This is a genomic window from Paenibacillus sp. 2RAB27, from assembly GCF_052115445.1.
GTDB lineage: Bacteria > Bacillota > Bacilli > Paenibacillales > NBRC-103111 > Paenibacillus_E.
This window is the reverse complement of record NZ_JBFRGR010000011.1, coordinates 32,913-55,922: the sequence shown is the minus strand read 5'-3', so window position 1 is coordinate 55,922 and position 23,010 is coordinate 32,913. Positions and strand designations below refer to the sequence as shown.

Annotated in this window: 25 protein-coding genes and 1 tRNA gene; 11 read left to right on the top strand and 15 right to left on the bottom strand. The window is 47.6% G+C overall.

Going from position 1 to position 23,010, the window contains the following annotated elements:
• The first annotated feature begins 168 nt into the window (after positions 1-168).
• The 3 genes from AB4114_RS17050 to AB4114_RS17040 all read left to right on the top strand — a co-directional run bounded on the left by AB4114_RS17050 (position 169) and on the right by AB4114_RS17040 (position 3,000).
• Positions 169-1,221 carry an ABC transporter substrate-binding protein gene (locus tag AB4114_RS17050; protein ID WP_441989526.1) on the top strand — a complete coding sequence of 351 codons (1,053 nt, stop codon included), beginning with the start codon at positions 169-171 and terminating at the stop codon, positions 1,219-1,221.
• Positions 1,222-1,291: 70 nt separating this feature from the next.
• On the top strand, positions 1,292-2,206 hold the full coding sequence (locus tag AB4114_RS17045; RefSeq protein ID WP_441989621.1) for an ABC transporter permease: 915 nt from the start codon (positions 1,292-1,294) through the stop codon (positions 2,204-2,206).
• Positions 2,206-3,000 carry an ABC transporter ATP-binding protein gene (locus AB4114_RS17040; RefSeq protein WP_441989525.1) on the top strand — a complete coding sequence of 265 codons (795 nt, stop codon included), beginning with the start codon at positions 2,206-2,208 and terminating at the stop codon, positions 2,998-3,000. The genes AB4114_RS17045 and AB4114_RS17040 overlap by 1 nt, the downstream gene beginning before the upstream one ends.
• Positions 3,001-3,396: 396 nt before the next feature.
• Here AB4114_RS17040 and AB4114_RS17035 read toward each other — a convergent pair whose 3' ends face one another.
• Positions 3,397-4,236, bottom strand: coding sequence for a lipoate--protein ligase family protein (locus AB4114_RS17035; RefSeq protein ID WP_441989524.1), 840 nt, complete (start codon positions 4,234-4,236; stop codon positions 3,397-3,399).
• 255 nt (positions 4,237-4,491) lie between these two features.
• On the opposite strand from AB4114_RS17035, the gene AB4114_RS17030 reads away from it, so the two are divergent.
• From AB4114_RS17030 to AB4114_RS17020, 3 genes are all read left to right on the top strand, one after another.
• Complete coding sequence (locus AB4114_RS17030) at positions 4,492-6,282, top strand: DEAD/DEAH box helicase (RefSeq protein ID WP_441989523.1); 1,791 nt, start codon at positions 4,492-4,494, stop codon at positions 6,280-6,282.
• Positions 6,279-7,280, top strand: a complete 1,002-nt coding sequence (locus AB4114_RS17025) for a YqhG family protein (protein ID WP_441989522.1) — start codon at positions 6,279-6,281, stop codon at positions 7,278-7,280. Before AB4114_RS17030 ends, AB4114_RS17025 begins: the two co-directional genes overlap by 4 nt.
• A gap of 116 nt (positions 7,281-7,396) precedes the next feature.
• Positions 7,397-8,338 (top strand): hypothetical protein, encoded by a 942-nt coding sequence (locus tag AB4114_RS17020; RefSeq protein ID WP_441989521.1) that lies wholly within the window; start codon positions 7,397-7,399, stop codon positions 8,336-8,338.
• A 331-nt stretch (positions 8,339-8,669) separates the two neighbouring features.
• Here AB4114_RS17020 and AB4114_RS17015 read toward each other — a convergent pair whose 3' ends face one another.
• Positions 8,670-8,861, bottom strand: a complete 192-nt coding sequence (locus tag AB4114_RS17015; protein ID WP_441989520.1) for a YqzE family protein — start codon at positions 8,859-8,861, stop codon at positions 8,670-8,672.
• A gap of 90 nt (positions 8,862-8,951) precedes the next feature.
• Positions 8,952-9,233, bottom strand: a complete 282-nt coding sequence (locus tag AB4114_RS17010) for a hypothetical protein (protein WP_171634221.1) — start codon at positions 9,231-9,233, stop codon at positions 8,952-8,954.
• Positions 9,234-9,400: 167 nt separating this feature from the next.
• Here AB4114_RS17010 and AB4114_RS17005 point away from each other — a divergent pair, with 167 nt between their 5' ends.
• Entirely contained in the window at positions 9,401-9,625 is a 225-nt protein-coding gene (locus AB4114_RS17005) for a hypothetical protein (protein ID WP_441989519.1), read from the top strand.
• Between the two features lie 88 nt (positions 9,626-9,713).
• Here the strand turns inward: AB4114_RS17005 and AB4114_RS17000 are convergent, their stop codons facing one another.
• Together AB4114_RS17000 and AB4114_RS16995 are read right to left on the bottom strand one after the other, a co-directional pair.
• Positions 9,714-10,367 carry a Bax inhibitor-1/YccA family protein gene (locus AB4114_RS17000; protein ID WP_056615922.1) on the bottom strand — a complete coding sequence of 218 codons (654 nt, stop codon included), beginning with the start codon at positions 10,365-10,367 and terminating at the stop codon, positions 9,714-9,716.
• Between the two features lie 142 nt (positions 10,368-10,509).
• Positions 10,510-10,593, bottom strand: a tRNA-Leu gene (locus AB4114_RS16995).
• 111 nt (positions 10,594-10,704) lie between these two features.
• Here AB4114_RS16995 and AB4114_RS16990 point away from each other — a divergent pair.
• Positions 10,705-10,890, top strand: a complete 186-nt coding sequence (locus AB4114_RS16990) for a hypothetical protein (RefSeq protein WP_441989518.1) — start codon at positions 10,705-10,707, stop codon at positions 10,888-10,890.
• Between the two features lie 157 nt (positions 10,891-11,047).
• Here the strand turns inward: AB4114_RS16990 and AB4114_RS16985 are convergent, their stop codons facing one another.
• Together AB4114_RS16985 and AB4114_RS16980 are read right to left on the bottom strand one after the other, a co-directional pair.
• Positions 11,048-11,833 carry an adenosylcobinamide amidohydrolase gene (locus AB4114_RS16985; protein ID WP_441989517.1) on the bottom strand — a complete coding sequence of 262 codons (786 nt, stop codon included), beginning with the start codon at positions 11,831-11,833 and terminating at the stop codon, positions 11,048-11,050.
• Complete coding sequence (locus AB4114_RS16980; RefSeq protein WP_056615932.1) at positions 11,820-12,083, bottom strand: hypothetical protein; 264 nt, start codon at positions 12,081-12,083, stop codon at positions 11,820-11,822. Before AB4114_RS16980 ends, AB4114_RS16985 begins: the two co-directional genes overlap by 14 nt.
• A 176-nt stretch (positions 12,084-12,259) precedes the next feature.
• Between AB4114_RS16980 and AB4114_RS16975 the strand changes: the two genes are divergently transcribed.
• Positions 12,260-12,577, top strand: coding sequence for a hypothetical protein (locus tag AB4114_RS16975; protein ID WP_057309825.1), 318 nt, complete (start codon positions 12,260-12,262; stop codon positions 12,575-12,577).
• Between the two features lie 81 nt (positions 12,578-12,658).
• Here AB4114_RS16975 and AB4114_RS16970 read toward each other — a convergent pair whose 3' ends face one another.
• Together AB4114_RS16970 and AB4114_RS16965 are read right to left on the bottom strand one after the other, a co-directional pair.
• On the bottom strand, positions 12,659-12,985 hold the full coding sequence (locus AB4114_RS16970) for a hypothetical protein (RefSeq protein WP_056615938.1): 327 nt from the start codon (positions 12,983-12,985) through the stop codon (positions 12,659-12,661).
• Positions 12,986-13,065: 80 nt separating this feature from the next.
• Entirely contained in the window at positions 13,066-13,635 is a 570-nt protein-coding gene (locus AB4114_RS16965) for a xanthine phosphoribosyltransferase (protein WP_441989516.1), read from the bottom strand.
• Between the two features lie 265 nt (positions 13,636-13,900).
• Here AB4114_RS16965 and AB4114_RS16960 point away from each other — a divergent pair, with 265 nt between their 5' ends.
• Positions 13,901-14,614, top strand: a complete 714-nt coding sequence (locus tag AB4114_RS16960; protein WP_441989515.1) for a DUF4309 domain-containing protein — start codon at positions 13,901-13,903, stop codon at positions 14,612-14,614.
• 52 nt (positions 14,615-14,666) lie between these two features.
• Here the strand turns inward: AB4114_RS16960 and AB4114_RS16955 are convergent, their stop codons facing one another.
• The gene (locus AB4114_RS16955; RefSeq protein WP_441989514.1) at positions 14,667-15,302 is read right to left on the bottom strand and encodes a DedA family protein; all 636 of its coding nucleotides are present in this window, start codon (positions 15,300-15,302) and stop codon (positions 14,667-14,669) included.
• Between the two features lie 144 nt (positions 15,303-15,446).
• Between AB4114_RS16955 and AB4114_RS16950 the strand changes: the two genes are divergently transcribed.
• Positions 15,447-16,487, top strand: coding sequence for a YkvI family membrane protein (locus AB4114_RS16950; protein ID WP_441989513.1), 1,041 nt, complete (start codon positions 15,447-15,449; stop codon positions 16,485-16,487).
• Here AB4114_RS16950 and AB4114_RS16945 read toward each other — a convergent pair.
• The 5 genes from AB4114_RS16945 to AB4114_RS16925 all read right to left on the bottom strand — a co-directional run bounded on the left by AB4114_RS16945 (position 16,419) and on the right by AB4114_RS16925 (position 22,911).
• A complete protein-coding gene (locus AB4114_RS16945; protein WP_441989512.1) occupies positions 16,419-16,856 on the bottom strand; it encodes a hypothetical protein in 438 nt (145 codons plus the stop codon). The two genes, AB4114_RS16950 and AB4114_RS16945, sit on opposite strands and share 69 nt — an antisense overlap.
• 30 nt (positions 16,857-16,886) lie before the next feature.
• Positions 16,887-17,162: a hypothetical protein gene (locus AB4114_RS16940; protein WP_441989511.1), complete on the bottom strand. Its 276-nt coding sequence runs from the start codon at positions 17,160-17,162 to the stop codon at positions 16,887-16,889.
• A 64-nt stretch (positions 17,163-17,226) separates the two neighbouring features.
• Positions 17,227-20,448 carry an AAA family ATPase gene (locus AB4114_RS16935; protein WP_441989510.1) on the bottom strand — a complete coding sequence of 1,074 codons (3,222 nt, stop codon included), beginning with the start codon at positions 20,446-20,448 and terminating at the stop codon, positions 17,227-17,229.
• Positions 20,445-21,722: a metallophosphoesterase family protein gene (locus AB4114_RS16930; RefSeq protein ID WP_441989509.1), complete on the bottom strand. Its 1,278-nt coding sequence runs from the start codon at positions 21,720-21,722 to the stop codon at positions 20,445-20,447. Before AB4114_RS16930 ends, AB4114_RS16935 begins: the two co-directional genes overlap by 4 nt.
• A 25-nt stretch (positions 21,723-21,747) precedes the next feature.
• Entirely contained in the window at positions 21,748-22,911 is a 1,164-nt protein-coding gene (locus AB4114_RS16925; RefSeq protein ID WP_441989508.1) for a glycosyltransferase family 4 protein, read from the bottom strand.
• Positions 22,912-23,010 lie beyond the last annotated feature (99 nt).

The following is a 23,010-nucleotide window of genomic DNA, read 5'->3' as shown; positions in this document are numbered from 1 at the left end:
CATTCGGATAAAACAATTGACGGAAACCCCATGAGCCAATTAAACTATGGTTGATTATAAAACTACTTGGACACCTCGCCTCTCATGCTTTGCTGAACGAAAGCGTTAAAGTGGTGCGAGAGCAATGCGTCCAAGCAACATCTGGGAACTTAGAGAGGGGTAATTTTGTTGAAAAAGAAAGCACTCACATCCATCGTATTATCAGCAGCTATTATGTTAGTCGCAGGTTGTGGTCAAAAAGCTGAGCCAACGCCTGCAGCAGGTGGCGCAGCCTCAACTACTCCGGCAGCTACAGCAGCCGCATCCAAAACTTACAAGATTGCGATTTCACAAATTGTTGAACATCCATCGTTAGATGCAACACGCCAGGGATTCCTTGCAGCACTTAAAGATGCAGGCATCGTAGAAGGTACGAACCTGAAGGTTGRCTTCAATAATGCACAAGGCGATCAACCGAATAACTTATCCATCGCTCAAAAAATTGCATCCGCCGACAATGACCTTGTACTTGGAATTGCAACACCATCCGCACAGGCAGTGGTACAGCAAGTGAAGAAAGCACCGATTCTTTTCGCAGCGGTTACAGACCCACTTGCAGCCAAAATCGTAACCAATCTGGATAAGCCAGGCGGCAATGTATCCGGAGCTTCCGATACGAATCCAATGGCCATTGCCCAATTAATGGATTTCGTTGCAGCTAACATGCCGAAGATTAAGACAGTTGGTCTTGTCCTAAATGAAGGAGAACCAAATGCTGTCATTATGGCCAAAAATGCTGAACAATCTTTAACCAAGCATGGCATCAAGCTAATTAAAGCACCTGTTACGAACACATCAGAAGTTAAACAAGCTGCACAATCCCTTGTTGGTCGTGCAGACGCATTCTTGATTACGCTTGATAATACGGTTGTTAGTGGTGTGGATGGTATCATTCAAATCGCGAACGATAAGAAGATCCCATTCTTCTCCAGTGACCGTGATACCGTTGAAAAAGGAGCTTTCGCAACAGTTGGCTTCAAATACTATGATCACGGCTACCAAGTAGGCCAAATGGCTGTCGACATCCTCAAAAATGGTAAAAAACCAGCAGACATGAAAGTAACTGTGCCTGACAAAATGGATCTCATCCTAAACCTAAAAGCAGCTAAAGCACAAGGCATCGAAGTAACCGATGCGATGAAAGCCGCAGTAAAAGATAAAGAGAAAAATATTATTCAGTGAGTAGAAAGACACTAAAGGGGTGAACGTCACTTTCGTTCACCTCTTTTTTTCAAAGTTAGGAGGAATAATGATGATGGATTCAATGACTGGTGCCGTCGAGCTAGGACTTCTCTATGCGTTGATGGCGCTAGGTGTTTATATTACGTTTCGTATTCTTGATTTCCCCGATCTAACGGTGGATGGCAGCTTTACAACAGGCGGTGCCATTGCTGCCATTCTGATTGCCAATGGATACTCACCGCTTCTTGCTTGTTTGGCCGCTTTTGCAGGTGGACTTGTGGCTGGCGCTTGCACAGGACTGCTTCATACGAAGGGTAAAATTAACGGGCTTCTGTCCGGAATTCTCATGATGATTGCCTTGTATTCGATTAATATGCGCATCATGGGCAAACCGAACATTTCGCTTCTTGGCGTAGATACTTTGTTTTCTTCCATGTCACCAATTACCGTAGTGTTGATCATTGTGATTGTATTCAAATTGTTGCTTGATGCGTTCCTGCATACCGATCTGGGTCTTGCTCTCCGTGCAACTGGGGACAACGCACGCATGATTCGCAGCTTCGGTGCCAATACAGACCGAACAACGATTCTAGGCTTGAGCTTGTCAAATGGATTAGTAGCTTTATCCGGTGCACTTATTGCTCAGCAATCCGGCTTTGCGGACATCTCGATGGGTATCGGGATGATCGTGGTTGGACTAGCTTCCGTTATTATTGGGGAAGCGATTTTTGGGGCTCGCTCCGTTTTCCAAGCGACACTTGCTGCTGTACTCGGTTCCATCGTGTACCGGATTGTTGTTGCGTTAGCACTTCGAGTCGAGTGGCTGAAAGCATCCGACTTGAAGTTAATTACCGCGATTATCGTTATTATCGCGCTCGTTCTGCCATCGGTGCAGCGAGCCTTCAAACAAAAAGCGAATGCGAAGAAGCGCTCTGCTGAGCTCCTCGAGCTCGCGTTGCAAATGAATAAAGGAGGTGGGCGTTAATGCTGCAGCTCTCGAACGTTTCCAAGCTCTTTAATCCTGGTTCCGCCGATGAGAAAATTGCGCTCATCGGCATTAACCTAGCCCTGAAGCCCGGTGACTTCGTCACGGTCATCGGAAGTAACGGCGCCGGTAAATCGACGCTGATGAACATCATCTCCGGCGTCATGACGCCAGACGCCGGCGAAGTACGCATAGATGGTGAAGTCATACACCATCTGCCGGAGTACAAGCGCAGCCGCTGGATCGGCCGCGTCTTTCAAGACCCCATGGCGGGGACCGCTCCTCGTATGACCATCGAGGAGAATCTCGCCATGGCGTATGCCCGCGGCAAGAAGCGCGGGCTCAGCTTCGGCACCAACGCGCGGAAGCGCGCGTTGTTCCTGGAACAGCTGCAGCGCCTCGGTATCGGCTTGGAAAGCCGTCTGCGCGCGAAGGTCGGTCTGCTCTCCGGCGGCGAGCGACAAGCCCTCAGCTTGCTCATGGCGACGTTCACCGAGCCGCAGATCCTGCTGCTCGATGAGCATACAGCCGCGCTCGATCCCGCGCGGGCTGAACTGATCACACGATTGACCGAGGAAATCGTGCGCGAAATGAAGCTGACCACACTCATGGTCACGCACAATATGGAGCAAGCGATTCGTCTCGGCAATCGCCTGATCATGATGGATAAAGGTCGCATCATTCTTGATGTGAACGAAGAACGGAAGAAGAACCTCACGGTAGCACAGCTTCTCGGTGAGTTTGAACATATCAGCGGCAATAAGTTAGCAGATGACCGAGTCGTACTCGGATGAGAAAAAAGGACAGTCCCTTGAGTAGATTCATCTACCCGAGGGCTGTCCTTTATTTGGATGAAGCTAGATGAATCAACTAACTGGAAAAACTCCAGCTATTTTAGATCATTTTCGGTCAATTACTTGAATAACTGGAAAACCTACAGCTAATTCAGCGATTTCTGACCACGCGGCTAAGAATAGCTGATATTACCTGCACATAGTCCAGTTATTCCTAAAAAGTCAGCCATTTCCTCTATTTTAGCTGCATGAAATCCCTTTATTCCTCTCTACTTTGCTGAAGAAGGAGCTTGCCTTTCACAAAGTTACAGGAAAGATAACTGGAGCATTCCATCTCACTACGCACCTTAAGGAGCAATCTTCGATATCATCCACTTTCCCACTTCTGTTAACCTGCTAACGCCGTAAATTCCACTCATCCGTGCCGTATTTCTCGGCAACAAGACGCGCCGTAAGTTCAACCTCATAATCCGTCAACGACGACTCAACGAGTTCGACACCAAGGCCTAGCGCGATTTCACGCCGGAACGCTTCCTCCACTTCACCTAATGTAACTTCCGCTTTCCCTTGCGCGTGCAGCAATTCATTAATGGCCACCGCTTTCTTCAGAAAGCTTTGTTTCATACGATCTGCCACCTTCTCATTCGAGAAGCGCAGCATCCGAAATAATTGATCCGTATCCATATCCAGCAGGATCGAGCCATGCTGAAGCACGACGTTTTTCTGCCGAACCTGTGCGCTGCCTGCCACTTTACGACCTTCCACAACCAGCTCGTACCAAGACGGTGAATCGAAGCATGCCGCAGAACCAGCGGAGGCGTATTTCTCTTTTTCCTCATCGCTTGCCAACTGCACCATTTCTGCTGCTAGGCCTAGCGCACGAAAACCTTGCAATAACCCCTCACTCAACACGCGATAAGCTTCCGTCACATTGCGGGGAATGCCTGGATAATCCTCTGCTACGATGATGCTATACGTCAACTCTTTATCGTGCAGCACAGCTCTCCCGCCAGTAGGCCGTCTCACAAAGCCAATTCCCTCGTTCGCTACCGCTTCCTGATCCACTTCGGCCGCCTTTTGAAAATAACCAATAGATAACGTTGCAGGATTCCATCCGTAGAAACGCACCGTTGGCGGAACTTTGCCTTCACTGTGAGCGGTAAGTATCGCTTCATCTAACGCCATATTTTCAGCAGGAGAACGATCCCCTGTATGTATAAATCGCCAAGCTGTCATCTCATTCGACTTCCTTTCGTGTAGAACGTCACTTTTTCCCAAAAACTAACCTCTATCATAGCATATTCAAGTTCAGCGTTCGACCTCTGACAACGTCCCCMCTAGTAAAACTCTTACATGGGAAAAGTTATGAAAGATTCTTCTCTGGACATACTAACAAGTATTCGACATTTACGAGGATAAGCTTAGAATCAGAACGTAGCATATGCTTACGAGGCTAGTTTTGCTACGCAAAACGTTTAGGAGGGCACTGCCATGCGTCAACATGATCAGCAAGAGAACATTCGCCCCATTCATAAACAGCTGGATATGCATTTTGAGAGGGACTGGTTTACCGAGCTGGACAATCGTGTACGTGGAGGAGGTCCATGGGATGACTGGACCTTATATCAGCTTGCCTACGAATCGGAAGAATCGGGGCTTATTTCTACGTTTGATGATATGCAATGCCTTGCACACTTAGGGACACTAGAACCTATGGCGCATCAGATTGATACAGCGAAACGAGTACTTAACGAAATGCGTGGGCGGGCTATTTTGGCCGATGAGGTTGGACTTGGGAAGACCATTGAAGCTGGTTTAATTTTAAAAGAATACATGATCCGCGGGCTTGTCCGCAAAACGCTCATCCTTGTACCCGCTTCCCTTGTGTTGCAATGGGTTCGGGAATTGAATACCAAATTCGGCATCCCTGCCGTTGCGCATAAAAAAGCCTACATGTGGCAGCAAGCCGACATCATTGTCGCCTCGATGGATACAGCGAAAAGGGACCCGCATCGCGAGATTGTGATGGGCCTTGAATACGATATGCTCATCGTCGATGAAGCGCACAAGCTGAAGAATAAGAAAACGACTAACTACACGTTCGTCAACGAGCTGCGCAAAAAATACTGCCTGCTCCTCACAGCTACGCCTGTGCAGAACGATCTCAAAGAGCTCTACAATCTGATCACGCTGCTGAAGCCAGGTCAGCTTGGCGGGCAGAACAGCTTCAAGAGCAACTTCGTTGTAGGCAAGCGTACGCCGAAGAATGAGATTCAGCTGCAACAAGAACTTTCCAAAGTCATGATCCGCAACCGTCGGGGAGACGGGGGTGTTCACTATACGAAGCGGATTGTGCGTAATATCCCGCTCACCCTCTCCGATGATGAGCAAGCACTCTATGATGGGGTTACGAGTTTCGTACGCTCGCGCTATTCAGAAAATGGCGGAGATCTTAGCTCGATGCTGTCTATGATTACCCTACAGCGTGAGGTGTGCAGTTCGAGGGACGCTGTATTCATTACATTGGTCAATTTATTTAAGAAGACAGCCGAAGATTCACCGATGCGGCCCAAAATATGGGAGCTCGTCGAGCTTATTCGCAGCATTAAGTCCAATAGCAAAGCGGAAACCACGATGCGACTTATCCAAGACATCAATGATAAAGTCATTATATTTACGGAGTATCGGGCATCGCAGGAATATTTATTGAACTATCTCAAAGAACATAAGATTACGGCAGTCCCCTATCGCGGCGGCATGAATCGCGGCAAAAAAGACTGGATGATGGATTTGTTCCGAAATCGGGTACAAGTTCTTATAGCCACCGAGGCAGGTGGCGAGGGCATTAATCTGCAATTTTGCCACAACATGATCAACTTCGATCTGCCGTGGAACCCTATGCGCGTGGAACAACGGATCGGTCGCGTTCATCGCCTTGGGCAAACGCATGATGTGAACATTTACAACTTATCCACAAGGAATACCATTGAAGAACATATCCTCTCGCTCTTGCACGAGAAAATCAATATGTTTGAATTAGTTATTGGGCAACTGGATACGATTTTGGAAAAAATCGAGAAACGTGGCTCGCTTGAAACATCCCTGTTCCGCATGGTGATGGAAGCCGGTTCTGGCGAGGAAATCCGTCGTAAAATCGATGAACTTGGACATTCCATCAGCGAAGTAAGAGAAGAGATCGAACAAAATCCGCAATATGGCGCCAAGTTCCAAGACATCCTTGATGCTGTAGGCGGTTCCCCAGCTGTGGAGGTGGGTCCATGAATAAACGAAACATCCACTCGTTCGTGATGCGTTTTCTGGAAGCCTACGATTGTCAGATTCTAGAGAAAACACCTGCCTCCGTGACGGTCAAGCTCTCTCCCGACGCAGATCGGGAAATGACGGGCCGCCCCTATTATTGGAGCTTCATTGAGCGAACAGGTGCTGCTGCGGAAACGATGACGTATAAATTCGTGATCGATCCAGAGCAAATGAAGCTGGAAACGAAGCCGAAACCTGCGGCTGTGACCGCTGTCCAAAGCCCTCCTTCCACTGGCTACGGGCCTTCGGGTACTGGCGGTGCTGGTGGTCCTGCAGGCAGTGCGCCGGACAGCATACTTGGCCGTTACTTCGGCTTCGTTCCGACAACCATCACGGCGCGCGTTCCACAAGATGAAGTCACCTTCGGCAGCCGACGACTTGACCAGATCTTCGGGATCGTTCGCGAGCGCGGTCGGTTCGTACATGTATTCGAGGAGCCCTTCCCGACGGGGGCAACGTACCATGCTTCCCTCGTCTACAATACGTGGCTCTGTGTGAACTACAAGGTTGAGCTTCTCTGTGACCGGAAACGGACAGAAATTCATTCCCTTGCGATTCAGCTGAGTACCGGTGAAATTCGTGAGCATTTTCATAAGCAAATGCTTACAAAAAGTCTATCGCCGAAGCTTCCTGCGAATAGTCACATATTACCGGATACGATTTCCATTCCGAAGGCGATCAATGCCCTGGAGATGACGCTTGAGCGTAAAGTCAGCACCTACGACCACCGCTGGGCCGATGAAGCGAATGCCCGGCATCGCAGTGAAATCGATCGTGTGGAGGGCTACTACAACGGCCTTTTACTAGCAGCAGAACCTGACAAAAGAGACGAAATCGAAATCCAGTGTCGGAATCGCTTGGAAGAGATCGATTGGCAGCATAAGCCACGGATCGCTGTATCCGTCATCAATGGCGGACTATTTCACTTAAATGCGAGTCGAAATGCATCCAGAAACTGACGCTAGTCGCTAAAACCTCGCAAATAACCCGCAACAGGTTCTAACATTCTTTTTAAGGCATACGCATTACAATAGTCACATACACTAAGAGGTTAGCGAGAGGCAGGTGAACGAAGATGAAGTCGTGGACCACTTGGACAGCCACTTGTATTATTTTATGCAGTATTGGCTTCATGCCCTTACACACTTCAGCTGTTGACAACTTAAACGGGACAAGCCCTACGCAGGCGCAAGTGAAGGAACCTAAAGCAGCAGCTTCAACACCGGACTTGACGAGTACATCATCATTCGGTTCAACAATCAGTAATTGGCAATCGACGCTTGCGAAGGAAGATGGTTTTGCAGGTTGGCTGAACGCACGTTGGAACAGCTATCCACTTGGACCTGGCACACATGGCTGGGTCGTCATCCTCACGGATCAAGGTCAAGAAGTGGGCTACATGATTGTGCATGCCACCGAATCTGGCGGTTTCCGTTTGACCGAATATGGGACAGGCAAATCTCCTTTATTTAGTTTGGCTACGTTGTATCGCTCTTTGATGCAACAAGAACTCATCCCTTCAGGAACCTTATACGACGATTTTGTGCAAAATAAAACGATCATTGAAGAACGCTTATATATGGATACCCTTACTTCTGTTTGGAAAATCGTGCTGGATGACGAGACCTATTATCTCGACGCCAAATCAGGGGAATTGCTTCCGCTGACGGAGGATCCAAAACCACGCATGGCGTATGATCTGAGAGTCTCATCCGATCTATCGCATGGTACTGCTCAGAGCCTGATTCGTCCTCCATTTGATCCTTATGAACGGATGCCATGGATTAAAGGCACACCGCTGCAAGTGTCAACCTTGTCAGAGCTCAAGATTGCTCTTGAGCAGCAAGGTGATCTAACCTACGTCACGGAGTTGTATGATAATCAGGTGACGATGCCGTTAACTGTGTTAGGTTATCAACAATGGATATATGGGGATAACTATCTGATACTCGATCACGATGGCCCGCGTTATGTGGGATTGGATGCTTCGCTAGCGCTTGGGAAGATCTATCCGTAGTCAGAGGGAACTAGGATACGCTATTTTGTAGCTTTGTGCCAAAAATGTTCCGAAGGGGAACGTCAGTGTCTTATCTAGCCGAAAATCGCAGGAAACTGGCAAATTCGGATAAATAGAGCACTCTCGTTCCCCTTCTCACTAAAATGATTCGATTTTATGTAAATAACGCACCTACGATCCCCTCATCTTTTATGATTCGCATAACGTGTGATCCCTGATGGGATACTTGACATCACTTAACCAAACTGTTATCTGTTTCACAACAAAAAGTGGCTGATCACATGTAGAAGATTCTACAAGTGACAGCCACTTTTTGCACATTTCACCATGCTCATTTTCTCGGCTTCGTCCGCCCAAACAACATCCGCGTCGCCAATGGCAGCATCCCAAACCACCGTGTCTGCCAACCCTCACGTTGTTCCTTCATCGACGCTTTGGCTTGTTGGCGAACTTCCTTCGGTGTGTCGATATAGGTAACGACTTGTTGGGTTATGTACTTCACAAGATCATCGCTTTTTGCCATACGCCCACCTGCCTTTTACCCTTATTGTAACCAGAGCAACAAGGCTTTAAACTACACGAAGACAGGTGGCAGGCCGCTACTTATTGCCACTCACCCTGGTCTTCCGCCGCTCTCTGCAATAATTTTATCAGCAAAGGATTTAATCGTGCCACAGCCTAATAGCATTGGCTTATTATCGCACTGTAACAGCAAGGTTTGAGCATTCGTATCCCAGGCATATTGGAAGCCAACATTCATGCTGACGACTGAGATCGTAAATTTGCCTGATGCTGTGTTAGGAATAGAGAACCCCTGCCTCCTACCTACTTGCTGCAGTGCTCTGAATACGGAAGGCGAAATCCCTTTATACATCCATGTGCTACAAGTTGCCATAGGTTTTCTCACCTCTTTCAATTAGGATCATTAAATTGTATGAGGCAAGAGATGAAATCGTGCATATTTCAATAAAAAGCCTATCGCCCGATCGTTGCATTTGCTTCTAATCCCGTCCAACAAACATAAGCTAGAGTAACTAGAGAGAGAAAGAGGTGTTGGTTTGAATGTGGGAACTAATGCTTGCAACCGAGCAGCTTGACATTTATATGGATGAAGTCAATCTTAAACTCGAGATCCGAATTAAGTCAGAACGGGATTTAGTTCCTTTAACAATTCGTATGAACCATACAGATTTGACCCAGTTAATCTATACCCTGCTGGAAATCAATCGAAGTTTTCGAGGAGACATTCCTTTTTTTCATACGAAAAAGCTGCCAGGCAAAGCTTAGCCTTACAGCAAAAAAAGCACGATGCACTCCCCCACATGCGTGGTTCGGAGCCATCGTGCTTTTTATCATCGTGTGCTGATCCGATGTTTTAGTTTCTATTGATTCCCGCAATGGAAGCGATGAACCGCAAAATATATAGGAACAAGTTAATAAAATCTAGATAAATATTCAATGCAGCAAGTGGCACGGCTTCCGCTGCAACACCGTTACGATACTGTGCCACATCATAGAGCACCCAGCCGCTGAAGATTAGAATCCCCACCATGGACCATACCAAATTCATCATGGATCCAAAATGTAAGAACATCCCAAGCACACTCATGAGCACAAGTCCTATTGTTCCAGCAAACAAGAACCCGCCCAAGAAACTGAAATCACGCTGGGAACGGTGAGCATAAAAGGCCAATGAGCCGAAAATCGCTGCCGTTGCAAAAAATGCACCCGATACCACGCTAGCCCCAAGCTGACCGCCGTAAGCCATGATGACCGGATATAGCGTCACGCCCGAAATAGCTGTAAATGCGTAGAGAAAGCCGTAACCAATATTTTTGCCGCGAATGCGAATCACGATAGCGGCTACCAGCATCGCAACCTCTGCAATGACGAAAAGCATAACCATGGATGGCGGTACAACCATCGCGCCAATCAATGTTCCAAGAAATGAAACCAATAGGGAAATGGCAAACGTTTGAAGCACATGTGCAAAGCTGCCGGATTGTGTGATCGTTACTGTTCTATCCATGCAATTCAGCTCCTTTTAGATATAAAGAAATGTACAATCTATCCTATGTATTATACCTGTAATTCATGAAAACCGCTACAGGGGGACGGTTGGACAAGAAAACACCCTTTCCTGAGAAACCAGAAAAGGGTGTTTCGAGCGATGCGATCAAGAGGACTCGAACCTCCACGGGGGTAAGCCCACACGGACCTGAACCGTGCGCGTCTGCCAATTCCGCCATGATCGCGTTTACAAAATTAATATACCATATGACGCAAAAGCTCGTCAATGAAACTTTTGTCACTAGGTATAATTCGGTGACCACTTCCTAAACCTAATCCMAAAGGAGGTATGACCTATGAATGAAGAAGAAATCAAAGCACTAGAGCCGAAATATACGGGCAATCAGCGTCATTTGACCGAGGGTGAAGCAGAKGGGATCGTTCACGATCCGAATTTCAAAAACGAGAATGAAGATGACGATATCTCTGACATGGATGCATTAGCCGTCGGTCTCTCATATGGCATGTTTCGTAAAACGTAAGCCGAATACTTAACCAACCGAGGGGGGCCCAAGAGCCAGCTATGTGGCGGGGCCCTCCTCGTTGGCATTTTGAAGACTTACATTGATGAAACACGCCGTTTCTCCCGCGCAACTCGATTTTCGGCTTACACCGCTGGAAGCGCCTTTCTTACGTGCATTACCCCTGTGAATTCAACCAATCACGCTTGCTCATTTCAAGCTTATATAACTGGCCAGAAGCTAGGATAGCTTCATGGACAGTTCTTCCAATCAAGTACCCCAGCGTCGTTGCTGTACCCGCATAGCGAAATGTTGTTCCTCTGCCTGTTGCAGCAATCAACACGGCATCTGTCGTTGTTCCTGTTGCGATTTGACCATTCACGGTAATATTCAATGACTGCAAAGCTGCAGCTTTGGCTTCCGTCGCGGTAATAACCGCATTTACCATGGCCGCATCCGTCAAACTACCTTCGATGACAACGATTGTATTAATCGTGCCTGGATAGAGCGAAGCGGCTGGCAAAATGGCCCCTGCTCGCGCTTTATTTCCCAGACCGACGGTCACCCAAGCGCCAATACGAAGTGATTCGTCCACATTAACCGCGTCTACCGACTGGACACCATGTTCTTCCGCAAGTGGCCAGGCCAATTCGCTAAATCCAACATCATTCACCCACGCCGCGGTAAGCATACCAGCCGTATCTTGAGGCTTCAGCCCTTCTCGAACAATGAAAGCTTCCATCTCTACCAACGGGTCGGTTTCGTTATACGACTTGTCCACTTGTCGATTCATCAACACCCGATGGTGACCAAAACCACCACCCCACGGAGAGGAATTCAATGTTCGCAGCGGATTGTCACTAGTAATCTGCATATATCGCCCGTGTGGCGATACCACTTGCTTCATCCCAACACCAGCGATTAAACTTCTAGTGGAAGTTTCCTCTCCCTCACTCTGCATCATCGGACAAATCATCCGGCGCTATCGTTTCCTGAGGCAACATGAACGCTGGCGGCCTTTCATTCTCATAAGGCTGATACACGTATCCGCGGGCAAGCTTGACGACTCTCCGGTTTTTTTTGCGAATAAGAACCGTCTCATCATCCCAAGCTACAACAATGCCACGCACATCGTTCGCTGGACTGACATCTCGAATGACACGCAGCAGTGTGCTATCTACGCGATATTGATCCAATTGTTCTTCTGTAATCATCTATGTAGCACCTCCATTATAGGCATAATTAAAATCATCTATTCTTCCTAAGCATACACCAATTCGCGATTCGGTGAAACTTTACATAAATCCATTCATCTTCGGTTAACTTAACGAGGACGAAGCACGCGATAAGGCAAAGGCTAACTCATGCCTACCGTAAGGGGGATATTACAATGGAGAAGAGAACGTACTACATCAATGTAGGCACGGGAGAAGTACTCGAAGACAGCACAGCACTTGATTATGAATTCGAAATATCCGCAACGGAAGATGATATCGCCAAACTGCAGGAGCTTTTTGAGGAAACCGATAATTCGTCTCAAGGCAGCTACGCGACTTCCTGGCTCCCCTGGAAAGTGTACTACTCCAACGAAACGAATCAGGAATATGATTACTATTTAACCGAAGTGTATCGTACGCTGCACCGACTTGGTTCTGAACAAACGAAGCGGCATATCGAAACGATGAACGTTTTAGAGAATGGCATCTAACGGTAGCCGACCATTTGCAAAACAGTAAAAAGGCCAAGAATCCTTATGGAATTCATTGGCCTTTTGTCATATATGGGTTATTTAACTTACATGCTCTTTCGAATCGTTCGTTTCAAACCAGAAATCAAGGACTTTGCTTGACATCACACGTTTCTTAATATAATCCGATTGTGCAACAGAGAACTGCTGCTCCCACTCGATTGTCAGCTCCGTACAAAGCTTCACGATTGTTAACAACTCGGACCAGGCTACATAGCGCTTATACCAGAAAAATTGAGGGTGTTCAATCATATACGGATACAGGTCATCAAACTCTGTATGTTTACAATCAAGCGCACGTTCAAAGTGAGTCTTTGCTTCCCCTAGCTTTGTCATAAAATAGTCAATGGAACCATTTTCGATACCCATAGATGTCAGCCTCCTCTCCTACCTTGTAATCATTATAAAGGATAAATCGGTTTCAGGGAAGTCATTCTCGTCATGTAAAATCAGTCAAAAGTGATCTGACCGTTCGCAAGTGAAGCAATTCGAGCGAGTGACTCTACGCGGATACCGCGTTCACGAATGGATTTACCGCCATTTTGAAAGGATTTCTCAACAACAATTCCGACACCGACAAGCTCTGCTTCTGCTTTTTCCACAATGCGAATTAAGCCGCGTGCAGCATCCCCGTTGGCGATAAAGTCATCAATCAGTAAGATACGCTCACCTTGTCCCAGCAAATGCGAGGACACCATAATATCAGTAACAATTCCTTTAGTAAAAGAAGGAACACGCTCACTATACGTATCTTGATCCATCGTCAACGTCTTCTTGCGGCGAGCAAAAACCATGGGAACGCCAAGTTGCAAGGCCGTCGTATACGCAATAGGAATACCGGAAGATTCCACAGTCAATACTTTGTCTGGCTTGGTTTCTCTAAACAATCTTGCAAATTCTTTTCCCATCTCCATGATGAGAACAGGATCTACTTGGTGATTCAAAATAGCATCAAGTTTAAGTACTTGATCAGAAGCAACGATTCCGACCTCTAAGATCCGCTGTTTTAATAACTCCATGAAATCGGCCCCCTATAGCGTTCTATTATGAGTAAGTTACCATATTGCTCCTGCCTCTTTCAAGTCCAATTAGAAAATAACAAAAAACACTGAAACTTTTTGGGCTTTCGAGGTGTCTATATATATATGAGGTTCTAACACAATTGGAATTCGTTCTAGAATTGCTCACATTTGGGCACGAAGATGCATTGAAAACCTTCGATAAAACAGTATCATTAATCTTACTACTATTTTCACAACAACTACTCTTCGGAGGAAAGGATAGATGGCAATGAACAACCTAATTAGACCCATCCTTATAGGCTGTATGCCTGTTGCAATTGCATCATTCTTGGTGACTGGATGCCAAGAATCATCTGCTCCTGCTCCAAAGGCTACCATAGACGTAACAACAACGTATGTACCTTCACAGGTAAACCAGGAAACCACGCCTCCGATTACGGTCGTAACCCCGACGGCTACACCTGCGGTAGACGAAAGCATGAAGCATGAAGCACAGGTAGCTGGTATTACCAAAGTCGATCAAGGTGATGTCCCGTCGCAAATTATCACAAGTCCAAAGCCCACCGCTAAGCCGAAGATTAAAGCTGAGGATGCTTATCAGCAAGAAAAGCCTACCTTAATGGGATTAAAGCTTGGCACCCCGAAATCTTCCGTCTTGGAGCGTTTTGGTAAAGTGAAGAAGCAATTCGTCATGGAAGAAGACAATATAGAGGTTTATGATTTCAACGACTTTTCAGTTGGTTTCAATAGTAAAGGAACGCTTGAATTCGTAGATGTGCACTCGATTGACATTGACCCAGGACTGCATGGCTTACGTTTAGGGCAAAGTCAGCAGGATGCAATCGCCATCCTAGGCAAGCCTGATACGAACTCCACCTATGTGCTTTCTTATAAAGCACAAGGCACTTTGCTTAAGATCGATATCGACCCGCATGACAATACGATCCAATCCATTAAGCTTTTTGCAAACTCGTAGTTCCTTCTTCAATAAAACAGAAGACCATGAATTCAGCCTTATAGGTTGAAATTCATGGTCTTTTTTTCGGTTTACGTTTCAGTATAACAATGTGATGTTTGCGAAAGCGAAGGTAGATCAGTACGCCAATAGCAGCTAGTATGACCAATATGAATAATGAAATTCCCATATAGGTATGAAACAAATGTAAAAAACTTTCAAAATTATTGCCGATAAATCTCCCCAGCGTCACAAAGGTTGTACACCAAAGCAGCGCTCCGGTTCCCGCATACAAAATATACTTATAAAACTTCACACCGCTAACGCCAGACAAATAACAAGTAAAATGTCGTACGCCAGGTACGAAATAACCGAAGAAAACCGTCCACAGACCGTATTTCTTAAACCAGCCTTCCGCTCTCTCGATTCGTTCCGGCGTTAGTTTGACCCATTTGCCATACCGATTGAGAAACGGTTTACCTACACGATGACCAATCAAATAACTAACCGTCATGCCCGTCATGGTCCCTGCATAAATAACGGCTAATGTAGGACCGAAGTCAAAAGGACCTCCCCAAGCGGTCAAAGAACCGATAAAGACCATCAAGGTCTCATCAGGAATTGGAACGCCAAGCATCCCGGCGGACAACAAAAGATATAAGGCAACATAGCCATATTGGCTAATAAAATCAAACAGGAATTCCTTCACAACCTACACTCTCCMGAGTTTAACTTCAACTGCCTCTTCGCTGCGTAATGGGACTTAAAGAATGCTCGACCTAAGTTACAGTCATGCAAGCTTATGTACAAACATACCTTGTACTATATCAAACGAAAGAAAGCGAGGCAATATATGCGAAATCATGCACAGATTATCCGTGTTGCCTTCACCTACATCGGGACCGTCGTTGGGGCTGGGTTTGCTTCCGGGCAAGAAATTCTTCAATTCTTCACTCGCTATGGCTCGCTCGCTACATTAACGATCGCTTTATCAACCGTGTTGTTCATTTGGATTGGCATACAACTTATGCTTATGGCACATGACTTGAAAGCAGAATCCTATGAGGATTTAAATAAAGTACTTTTTGGCGAAAAAATCGGAAAATGGATTAGCTTGTTTATGATGGTTGTTCTTTTTGGCATCACAACCGTCATGTTAGCAGGTGCAGGCACAGTTTTTGAGGAACAGCTCCACCTCTCATACACCACAGGACTACTGATCACGCTCGTACTTTCTTATGTCATTCTAACGCGTGGGATCAAAGCCATCATGACCGTAAACTCGATTGTTGTTCCCATTATGTTGCTCTTCAGCGTCGTCATTGTCGTGTACACCTGGCATTCACCAACGTCTGGCAACTGGCTGCGTATCTCAAGCGAAGATTCTCTTGTACGCGTTTGGTTTGCACCATTTCTTTACACAGCCTTTAATTTGGCCATGGCACAAGCTGTACTCGTTCCAATGGGAGGCGCGATTCGCGATCGGTCTGTGCTCTATTGGGGTGGCTTGCTTGGAGGTGCAGGCATTGGGTTACTTCTACTAGCGGCACATTATGCCCTATCGGCACAAATGCCGGGCATCGCACAATTTGAAATTCCGATGGGAAATATTATGACCAAACTAGGTTATTTACCGCAAGTCGCCTATTTACTCGTTATTTACGGCGAAATATTCACGACCTTTATCGGGGATGCCTATGGCTTATCCATGCAGCTCCAGCAACGTATCAAGATACCTCCCAAATTGTTGCTCATCGCCATTTTACTTCTTAGCTATGCCATCAGTCACATCGGTTTTAAAACGCTGTTAACCGCTTTATATCCGCTATTTGGCGTGGTGAGTGTCGTTTGGCTCGTGCTGATGATCTGGCGTAACCGTCGAAGTACGTTGTAGGGCGTTCCCAGGCGGGAAGCTGAGCACGATAACCAACCGTATGAACATTAGCAGCATCCCCATCGCCGAAAGGATAATTCCAGTAAGCAAATACGCCCAGTGGAAATCCGCGATTTCTGTATGATCTCTCCCAACAGCCACTAGCATGGCAATCATGAGTAGAAGTCCTATGATAAATAAACCAACGACGGAGTAATCAATGATCGTCCATCGGGAGAAATAGGTAACCGCAATCTGGGCTTGGCCGACGGCTCTTGGCGAGGCAGCTTGCTGCCTCCATAGCTGGTGCACCGTCCACGCGGTATAGATGCCAGCACCCGTCACAAACAGACCGACCACCGCTCCTAGAATGGCTAAAAATAAATTCATTCATAACTCCTCCTTTCATCTGACCTTAAGCTAGTGTTGACGCAAGCCGTAGATGAGCAATAATGTGCAGCCAAAGCTTATGACTGGGAGCGCATAAAGCAAGGGCAGGATCATCACGTGAGGAAGCTTCATTGCTGGAAACCACAGCAGCTGCAGACTTTTCTTTTCGATCTCCTCGTCCTCTTGATTGCCCTTTTGAACTCGGAGCGCATCAGTCGCTCCCTCATTCCACTGAATCTTGCCTTTTTTCCATCCGACTTGATAGGAAATTTCTCGGTGATCTTTCCTCTTATCGTTTCCTTCCACGTTCGAGGCCTCCCATCCCTTGTTTCTATCATTGTGTGTTGAAAAAGTCCGTTTCGGACAATCACTATAATTGAATATACAAGTGATCAGGAATTACATTTGCTGCCGCATCGCGCACATGTCCATGACAGGTAAATAGCAGCACCTGATGACGCTTACTCAAATCAGCGAGGACTCGCAAACAACTCTCCATCCGTTCCTCATCGAAATTCACGAGAATATCGTCCAAAACCAGCGGTAAGATGGCTTTGCCGCCATATTCTTCTACAAGCGCAAAACGCATGGATAAATACAATTGCTCGGCTGTCCCGCGACTAAGTTGATTCGTGTCCACTTGTTGTCCATTTGCTCTTACTGCTAGTAATCTTTGCTCGCCAAATGGTGCCTTTACAGCTTCGAATGCCCCGTTCGTCATCATTGCGAAATACGCAGAAGCCCGCAAAAGCACGCCTGGTTGACGATCTTTTTCGTACATATCACGCGCCTTTTTCAATAAAAGTGCGGCAAACGAAGACACCGCATATTGATTTACTTGCTGTGATAACGTCGTTCGAATCCCTTCCGCCTGCAGTCGCAGATTCGCCGCTTCCTGCCCTTGCTCCAGCTTCTCAAGCTGACCCGAAAGTTTGCCAATAATCTCTCTGTGCTCATTCGCTTGCGAGATCGTTTCCGACAGCTTCTCTTGCAGCGAAACAGCTAGAAGAGCCAGATCTTCTTCTCCCTGTGATTCCATTAGCTCCGTAAAGCTCACCATTAATGACTGGCTTACTAACGACTCCAAGGAGGCTTCAAGAACACGGCTTTCATCTTCAAGCTTCTTGCGTTCCTGCTGTTCCCGTTCCAAAATTCGCAGGTGCTCACCGTCTTGCGCCGTGGCTTCCTGTATGAGCTGCTGAAGACGCGCCTGTGTCCGATCCATATGTTGCTGAGCTAGCAGAAGCGCTTGTTCCGTCTCTTCGATCAGCTGTTCAGTTTGCCTGTGTTCCGCCATACGTGCGTGCTGGCGCTGCTCATCTTCTTTCCATCGCTTCAAAGCAAACAAATAATCTTGGTTGGAAGGAGGCAATTCAAGCAGTTTTCGAACCGTTTCTTCATAGGTATGAACGTTTTCGGTTAACATGTCTAACTTGGAAGTCATTTTGTGAAGTTGTCGCAGCCCGTCTTGTGCTAACTCGATGACCTGAATCGTTTCTAGCAAGGCATCCGTTGACAAATGTGAGCCTACCCCTAGACTTTGCATCCATTCCTCCCAGGCCGTGTGTAACTGAAGCGTGTCTTTTTTGACTTCATTCGCATAGTGGATACGTTGCTCAACTTGCTGCTGAAGCAGCTGTAAATGTTCCCGTGCATCCCTTAGTTTCTCTAGCTTACGAAGCTGCTCACTATGGACATGCTTACTTTGATCTACCTCACGGAACCAAGCATCCAGATGTGGCTGCAGGTCTTGAATCGACACACTAGCATTTCGATAGGATCCTTGCTTGTTAAATTCTGTAGCAGCGGCCGCTTCTTGAAGGTTAGATTGCTGATAGTGTACTTGTTCAAAATGGCGCAGTTGCTCCTGAATACGGCGTTCCAGCTGCACGAGTTCCTGCTCCAAACGATGATCTTGGACAATGGTGGAGGGCATGGCACGAGAAGCTCTACTCCCTTCCACTTGACGACCCATAAGCCAAATATAACAAGTTACTCCTGCAAAAATAAGGAAAACGATTGCAGCTGCAAGCCAATTTCCCTGCCATCCAATAAGTAACGGCGTAACAAGTGCTAGAATGCCTGCTGCGATCATCATACGTTGACGAAATGCACGCGTCGCATCTCTACCGGCTTTCGTTGCATCTTCGAGACTTTGCAGGTATAGATTTTGTTCAGCCTGACGATCTTGTTGATTTGTAAATTGACTAGTTACTAGCTGCCAACGCGCATAATCCGAAGCCAATTTCTGTAATAAAATGAATGGATCAGCGTCCATCGTCTCCGCGCTTGCTTGTAATCCTTTGAAAGCTGCTTCAAGTTGACCGACCTGCTCTTGTCCGCGAGCAACCTGCGCATGCAAGCTCTCCAACTCTGCTCCAATGCGGAGTTCAAGTTCTGATCGATTGCGGAATTGTTCTTTATACGTACGCAATTGTTCACGAAGTGAAATCGTCACAGCGAATGAAGCGACATCGGTCTCATCCCATTGCACATCCAAATTGGCTAGCAATCTGTCCACTTGAGCACGCTGGTGTGCAACCTCAACCCCAAGCTGCTCAATCTGGCGCTTATGCTCCTCATAGCTAGCCACTTGCTCCAGCAAGTGGTTCAGCTGGATCCCATGCGCGAGTACCTTCGGCTCCAGCACGAGCGCAGCCAGCTCTCCGCGCAAGCTCTGCACACGCAGCTTCAGCTTGTCGCGCTCCGCTTGGAGGCGCTCCTGCTCGGCCTCGAGCGCCTCCAGCCTTGCCGTGGCCTGCTCCGGGAAGCCCGGCCGCGCCGGCAGGCCCTCCAGCTCGCGGCCGATCTGCCGCAAGCGGAGCCAGCCGCTGCGCGCCTTGCCGGCCAGGCCGAGCTTGTGCAGCTCCGCGCGCAGCGCCTCCTGCTGCCCCTCCAGGGCAGCAGCGCGCGCCTCCGCTTTGCTTCGCTCTTCTTGCAGCCGATCGTAATCGGCTGCGCCATCACGGCTGCGGCGCAGCGACTGCTCCAGACCCTCGAGCTCCTTCAGGAGACGGTTCATCTCCTGATTGCGTCCGCGAGGTCTGTACAGGCTGTCGGCCTGCGCCGTCAGCTTGCGCTCGGCCTCCATGATGGCCGAGCCGCTTACACCAAGCCCAGCGCTATACAGATAGCCGCTGAGCTCGTCCATCTGCAGGGAGCGAAGCTCCTGCAGCTCGGTTAAACCAAAAGCGAACAAGCTGCGATAGAGGTCGGCCGAGAGGCCGCCCAGCAGCGTGTTCAGCAGCTCTTCGCCGCCGGTGGTACCATCGGCAAGCGTGACCTTAACGAGCCCCGCAGAGGCTCGTTTGCCGCCTGTGGCGGGCGCGTCGTAGCGCTCAACGCGGATGCGCTGACCCTGCTCATCGAGCAGGGTTAGGGCGCCACCGTGGGCGCCGCCGCCAAGCGGCTCGTAACGCTCCGACCGATTCGTTCGCGTCGGAAAGCCGAACAACACCGCGCGGACGAAGCCCATGAGCGTGCTCTTGCCCGCTTCGTTGGCGCCGTAGAAAACGGCCAAATTACTGTCCGTATGCAGCAGGCGATCACGCAAGCTGCCAAATCCATCGACTTGGATGGCGATAATTCTCATCCAGGTCCCCCTCCATCCGTGATTAGTAGATCAGCAACAAGCACTTCTGCGGAACGCAGCCATTCGTTCAGCTGTTCAGGCGTTGCCGCAGCTGGATTCCCCGCGAATGGAGGCATTCCCTGCAGCGCAGCAAGAGCTTCTTCTGTGAAGCTCTCCAAGGCGGATTCGTCCCTTTGCAGCGCTGCCGCATACCTTAACAAATCGCCAAGGAAGCTCTTCTCTTCCAGAACGGCTGCCAGATCAAGCTCACTGGCCGTTCGATCTTCGATCGATTCGATCCACACGAAGCTGCTCCGCTCCACTTCATCTTCTCTTAACTCATCCATTAATTCTTGTAAGGCTCGGCCTTTACGCAGTCGCTCATGGATTTCACTACGGCCTTCCAATACGATGCGCACAATCCCATCTCGGCCGTTAGCGTCTTGACGAAGCCGATCTACTAAATCGCCCAAGCGATCTTTCAATATTTGCTCCGACGGAATTGAGCTCACAGATAGTGTTTCTTGAAACCACCGCACCGTGTCCAATGCGTGAAAAATAAGCTCCGCTCGTCCACTATCATCGATGTCTACGAGATAACAGCCGCGAGGCCCGGTTTCCCGAATACTTCGGCCCTGGATGTTGCCTGGATACACAATCGCTGGCTGGTAGTTCATAACCTGTCTTGTATGTACATGTCCAAGTGCCCAGTAATGCATGCCAGCATCGATTAAATCCTGCTTGCTGCAAGGGGCATAATTATCATGATGCGGATCTCCATCGACATTCGTATGCAAGAGTCCAATCTGACACACGCCTGCTTGACCCCTTTTAAATTTCAACGCGAGATTCTCTGTTACTGCCGAGCTCCCATAGGAAATCCCATGAATTTCGGCGATGATGCCGCGATCTTGTTTCACAACCTGTAAGGTCTCCACATGCTCAGACGCAAAAAAATGAACGTCTGCCGGCCAAACCAACTTTGCGGCACGTCCATCCTCGGGGTCATGATTACCATGTATGATATAAGCAGGAATGCCTTCAGCCGCCAAATGCTCCATTGCTTTTTGAAAACGAATCTGTGCCCGCAATGAACGATCCGATACATCATAGACATCCCCACTAATCAGTACAAAATCCACTCTTTCTTGTATCGCAAGCGCCACAAGCTCCTTCAACGCTTCGAACGTCGATTCTCGAACTCGCTCTCGAACCCGTTCAGGAAGCGCCGACATGCCTTTAAATGGGCTATCTAAGTGCAAATCGGCAGCATGTATAAACCGCAGTCGTTTCATGGCTCTAACGCCTTCCTTTATGAACTTATTCCTGTTGACCTGCTTCTGCTTGACCTGCTTGCTCCGTTACTTGATAGCGTTCATACACGCTTTTCAATTGACGAAGTACACGATTCAATGAATAGGTTTTTTTCGCCTTTTCCCAAGCAGCTCGTGCTAAATTGTAGCGGAAGCTAGGATCTATGACGACTTTCTCCAAAGCATGGCTTAATGCCATTGCATCCCCTACAGGTACAAGCAATCCATTGTGACCATGTTCAATTTGCTCAGCGATCCCACCTACATTTGTACCAATCAAAGCTAACCAGCACAGCGCTGCTTCTGCGAATACAGACCCGAAGGCCTCCGCACGAGATGGCAGAACAAACACATCAAAGAATGGCATGAATTCTTCCGGATGGAGCATATATCCATAAAAAATCGTATCTTCATAGATATTATGCTCGATGGCTAATTTCTCAAGTTCCTCACGACTGGGACCATCGCCAATAATATGTAGAACAAATGGATGTCCGCGTTTCTTCAGCTCGCCACATGCAATCAGCAATGTATCCAAGCCCTTCGCAGGAACTAAACGACAAACCGTAATAAATTGCGTGACTTGATTTTCATGTGAGATCGGACGGAATCGCTTCTCATCAAAGCCATTTGGAATGACGCCAATGCGTTCACTGTCTTGCACATATTCAGCCATGTACTGCTTAAACGAATTTGATACCGTAATAATTTGATCTACCTTCGCTTCTAACTCCCCATAGATCTGGGTTAGAAATTGATGCTCCATACCATTTTCAGCAATACGCCCGTTTAAAATAAGCTCTCGCTCAAAACTGGAGTGAATGGTCAAAATGACAGGTGTATCTGGATAAATTTGTTTCATAACCAGTGCAGCAATCGGATGATGGGCATGTATAATATCAAATTTCTTAGAAATTCTGAGCTTTGTCCACCATACATAATCTTTATAGGTTTGAATGTATTTATCGATAATTGGGTTTCCGGCATACTTCCGCCAATCAAACGTAGCGAATGACACGTCCTCGGTTCCCTTGCCGCGAATACGCTTAGGCAGCGAAAACAGTTCCATTTCCCAACCTTTTTTATTAAATCGTTCCAAAATATAGGGAACCATGGATGATACCCCACCCGGTTGTTCCGGGGGGAAAAATAATGCTTGCAATATGTTCATTGCATGAGCCCCTCTCCCAAATCCTAGAGCTTACCAATTCCTATTGTAACTTGTGTCGGACGAATAGAAAAGAGAACACAACCTCAACAGCACAAATGT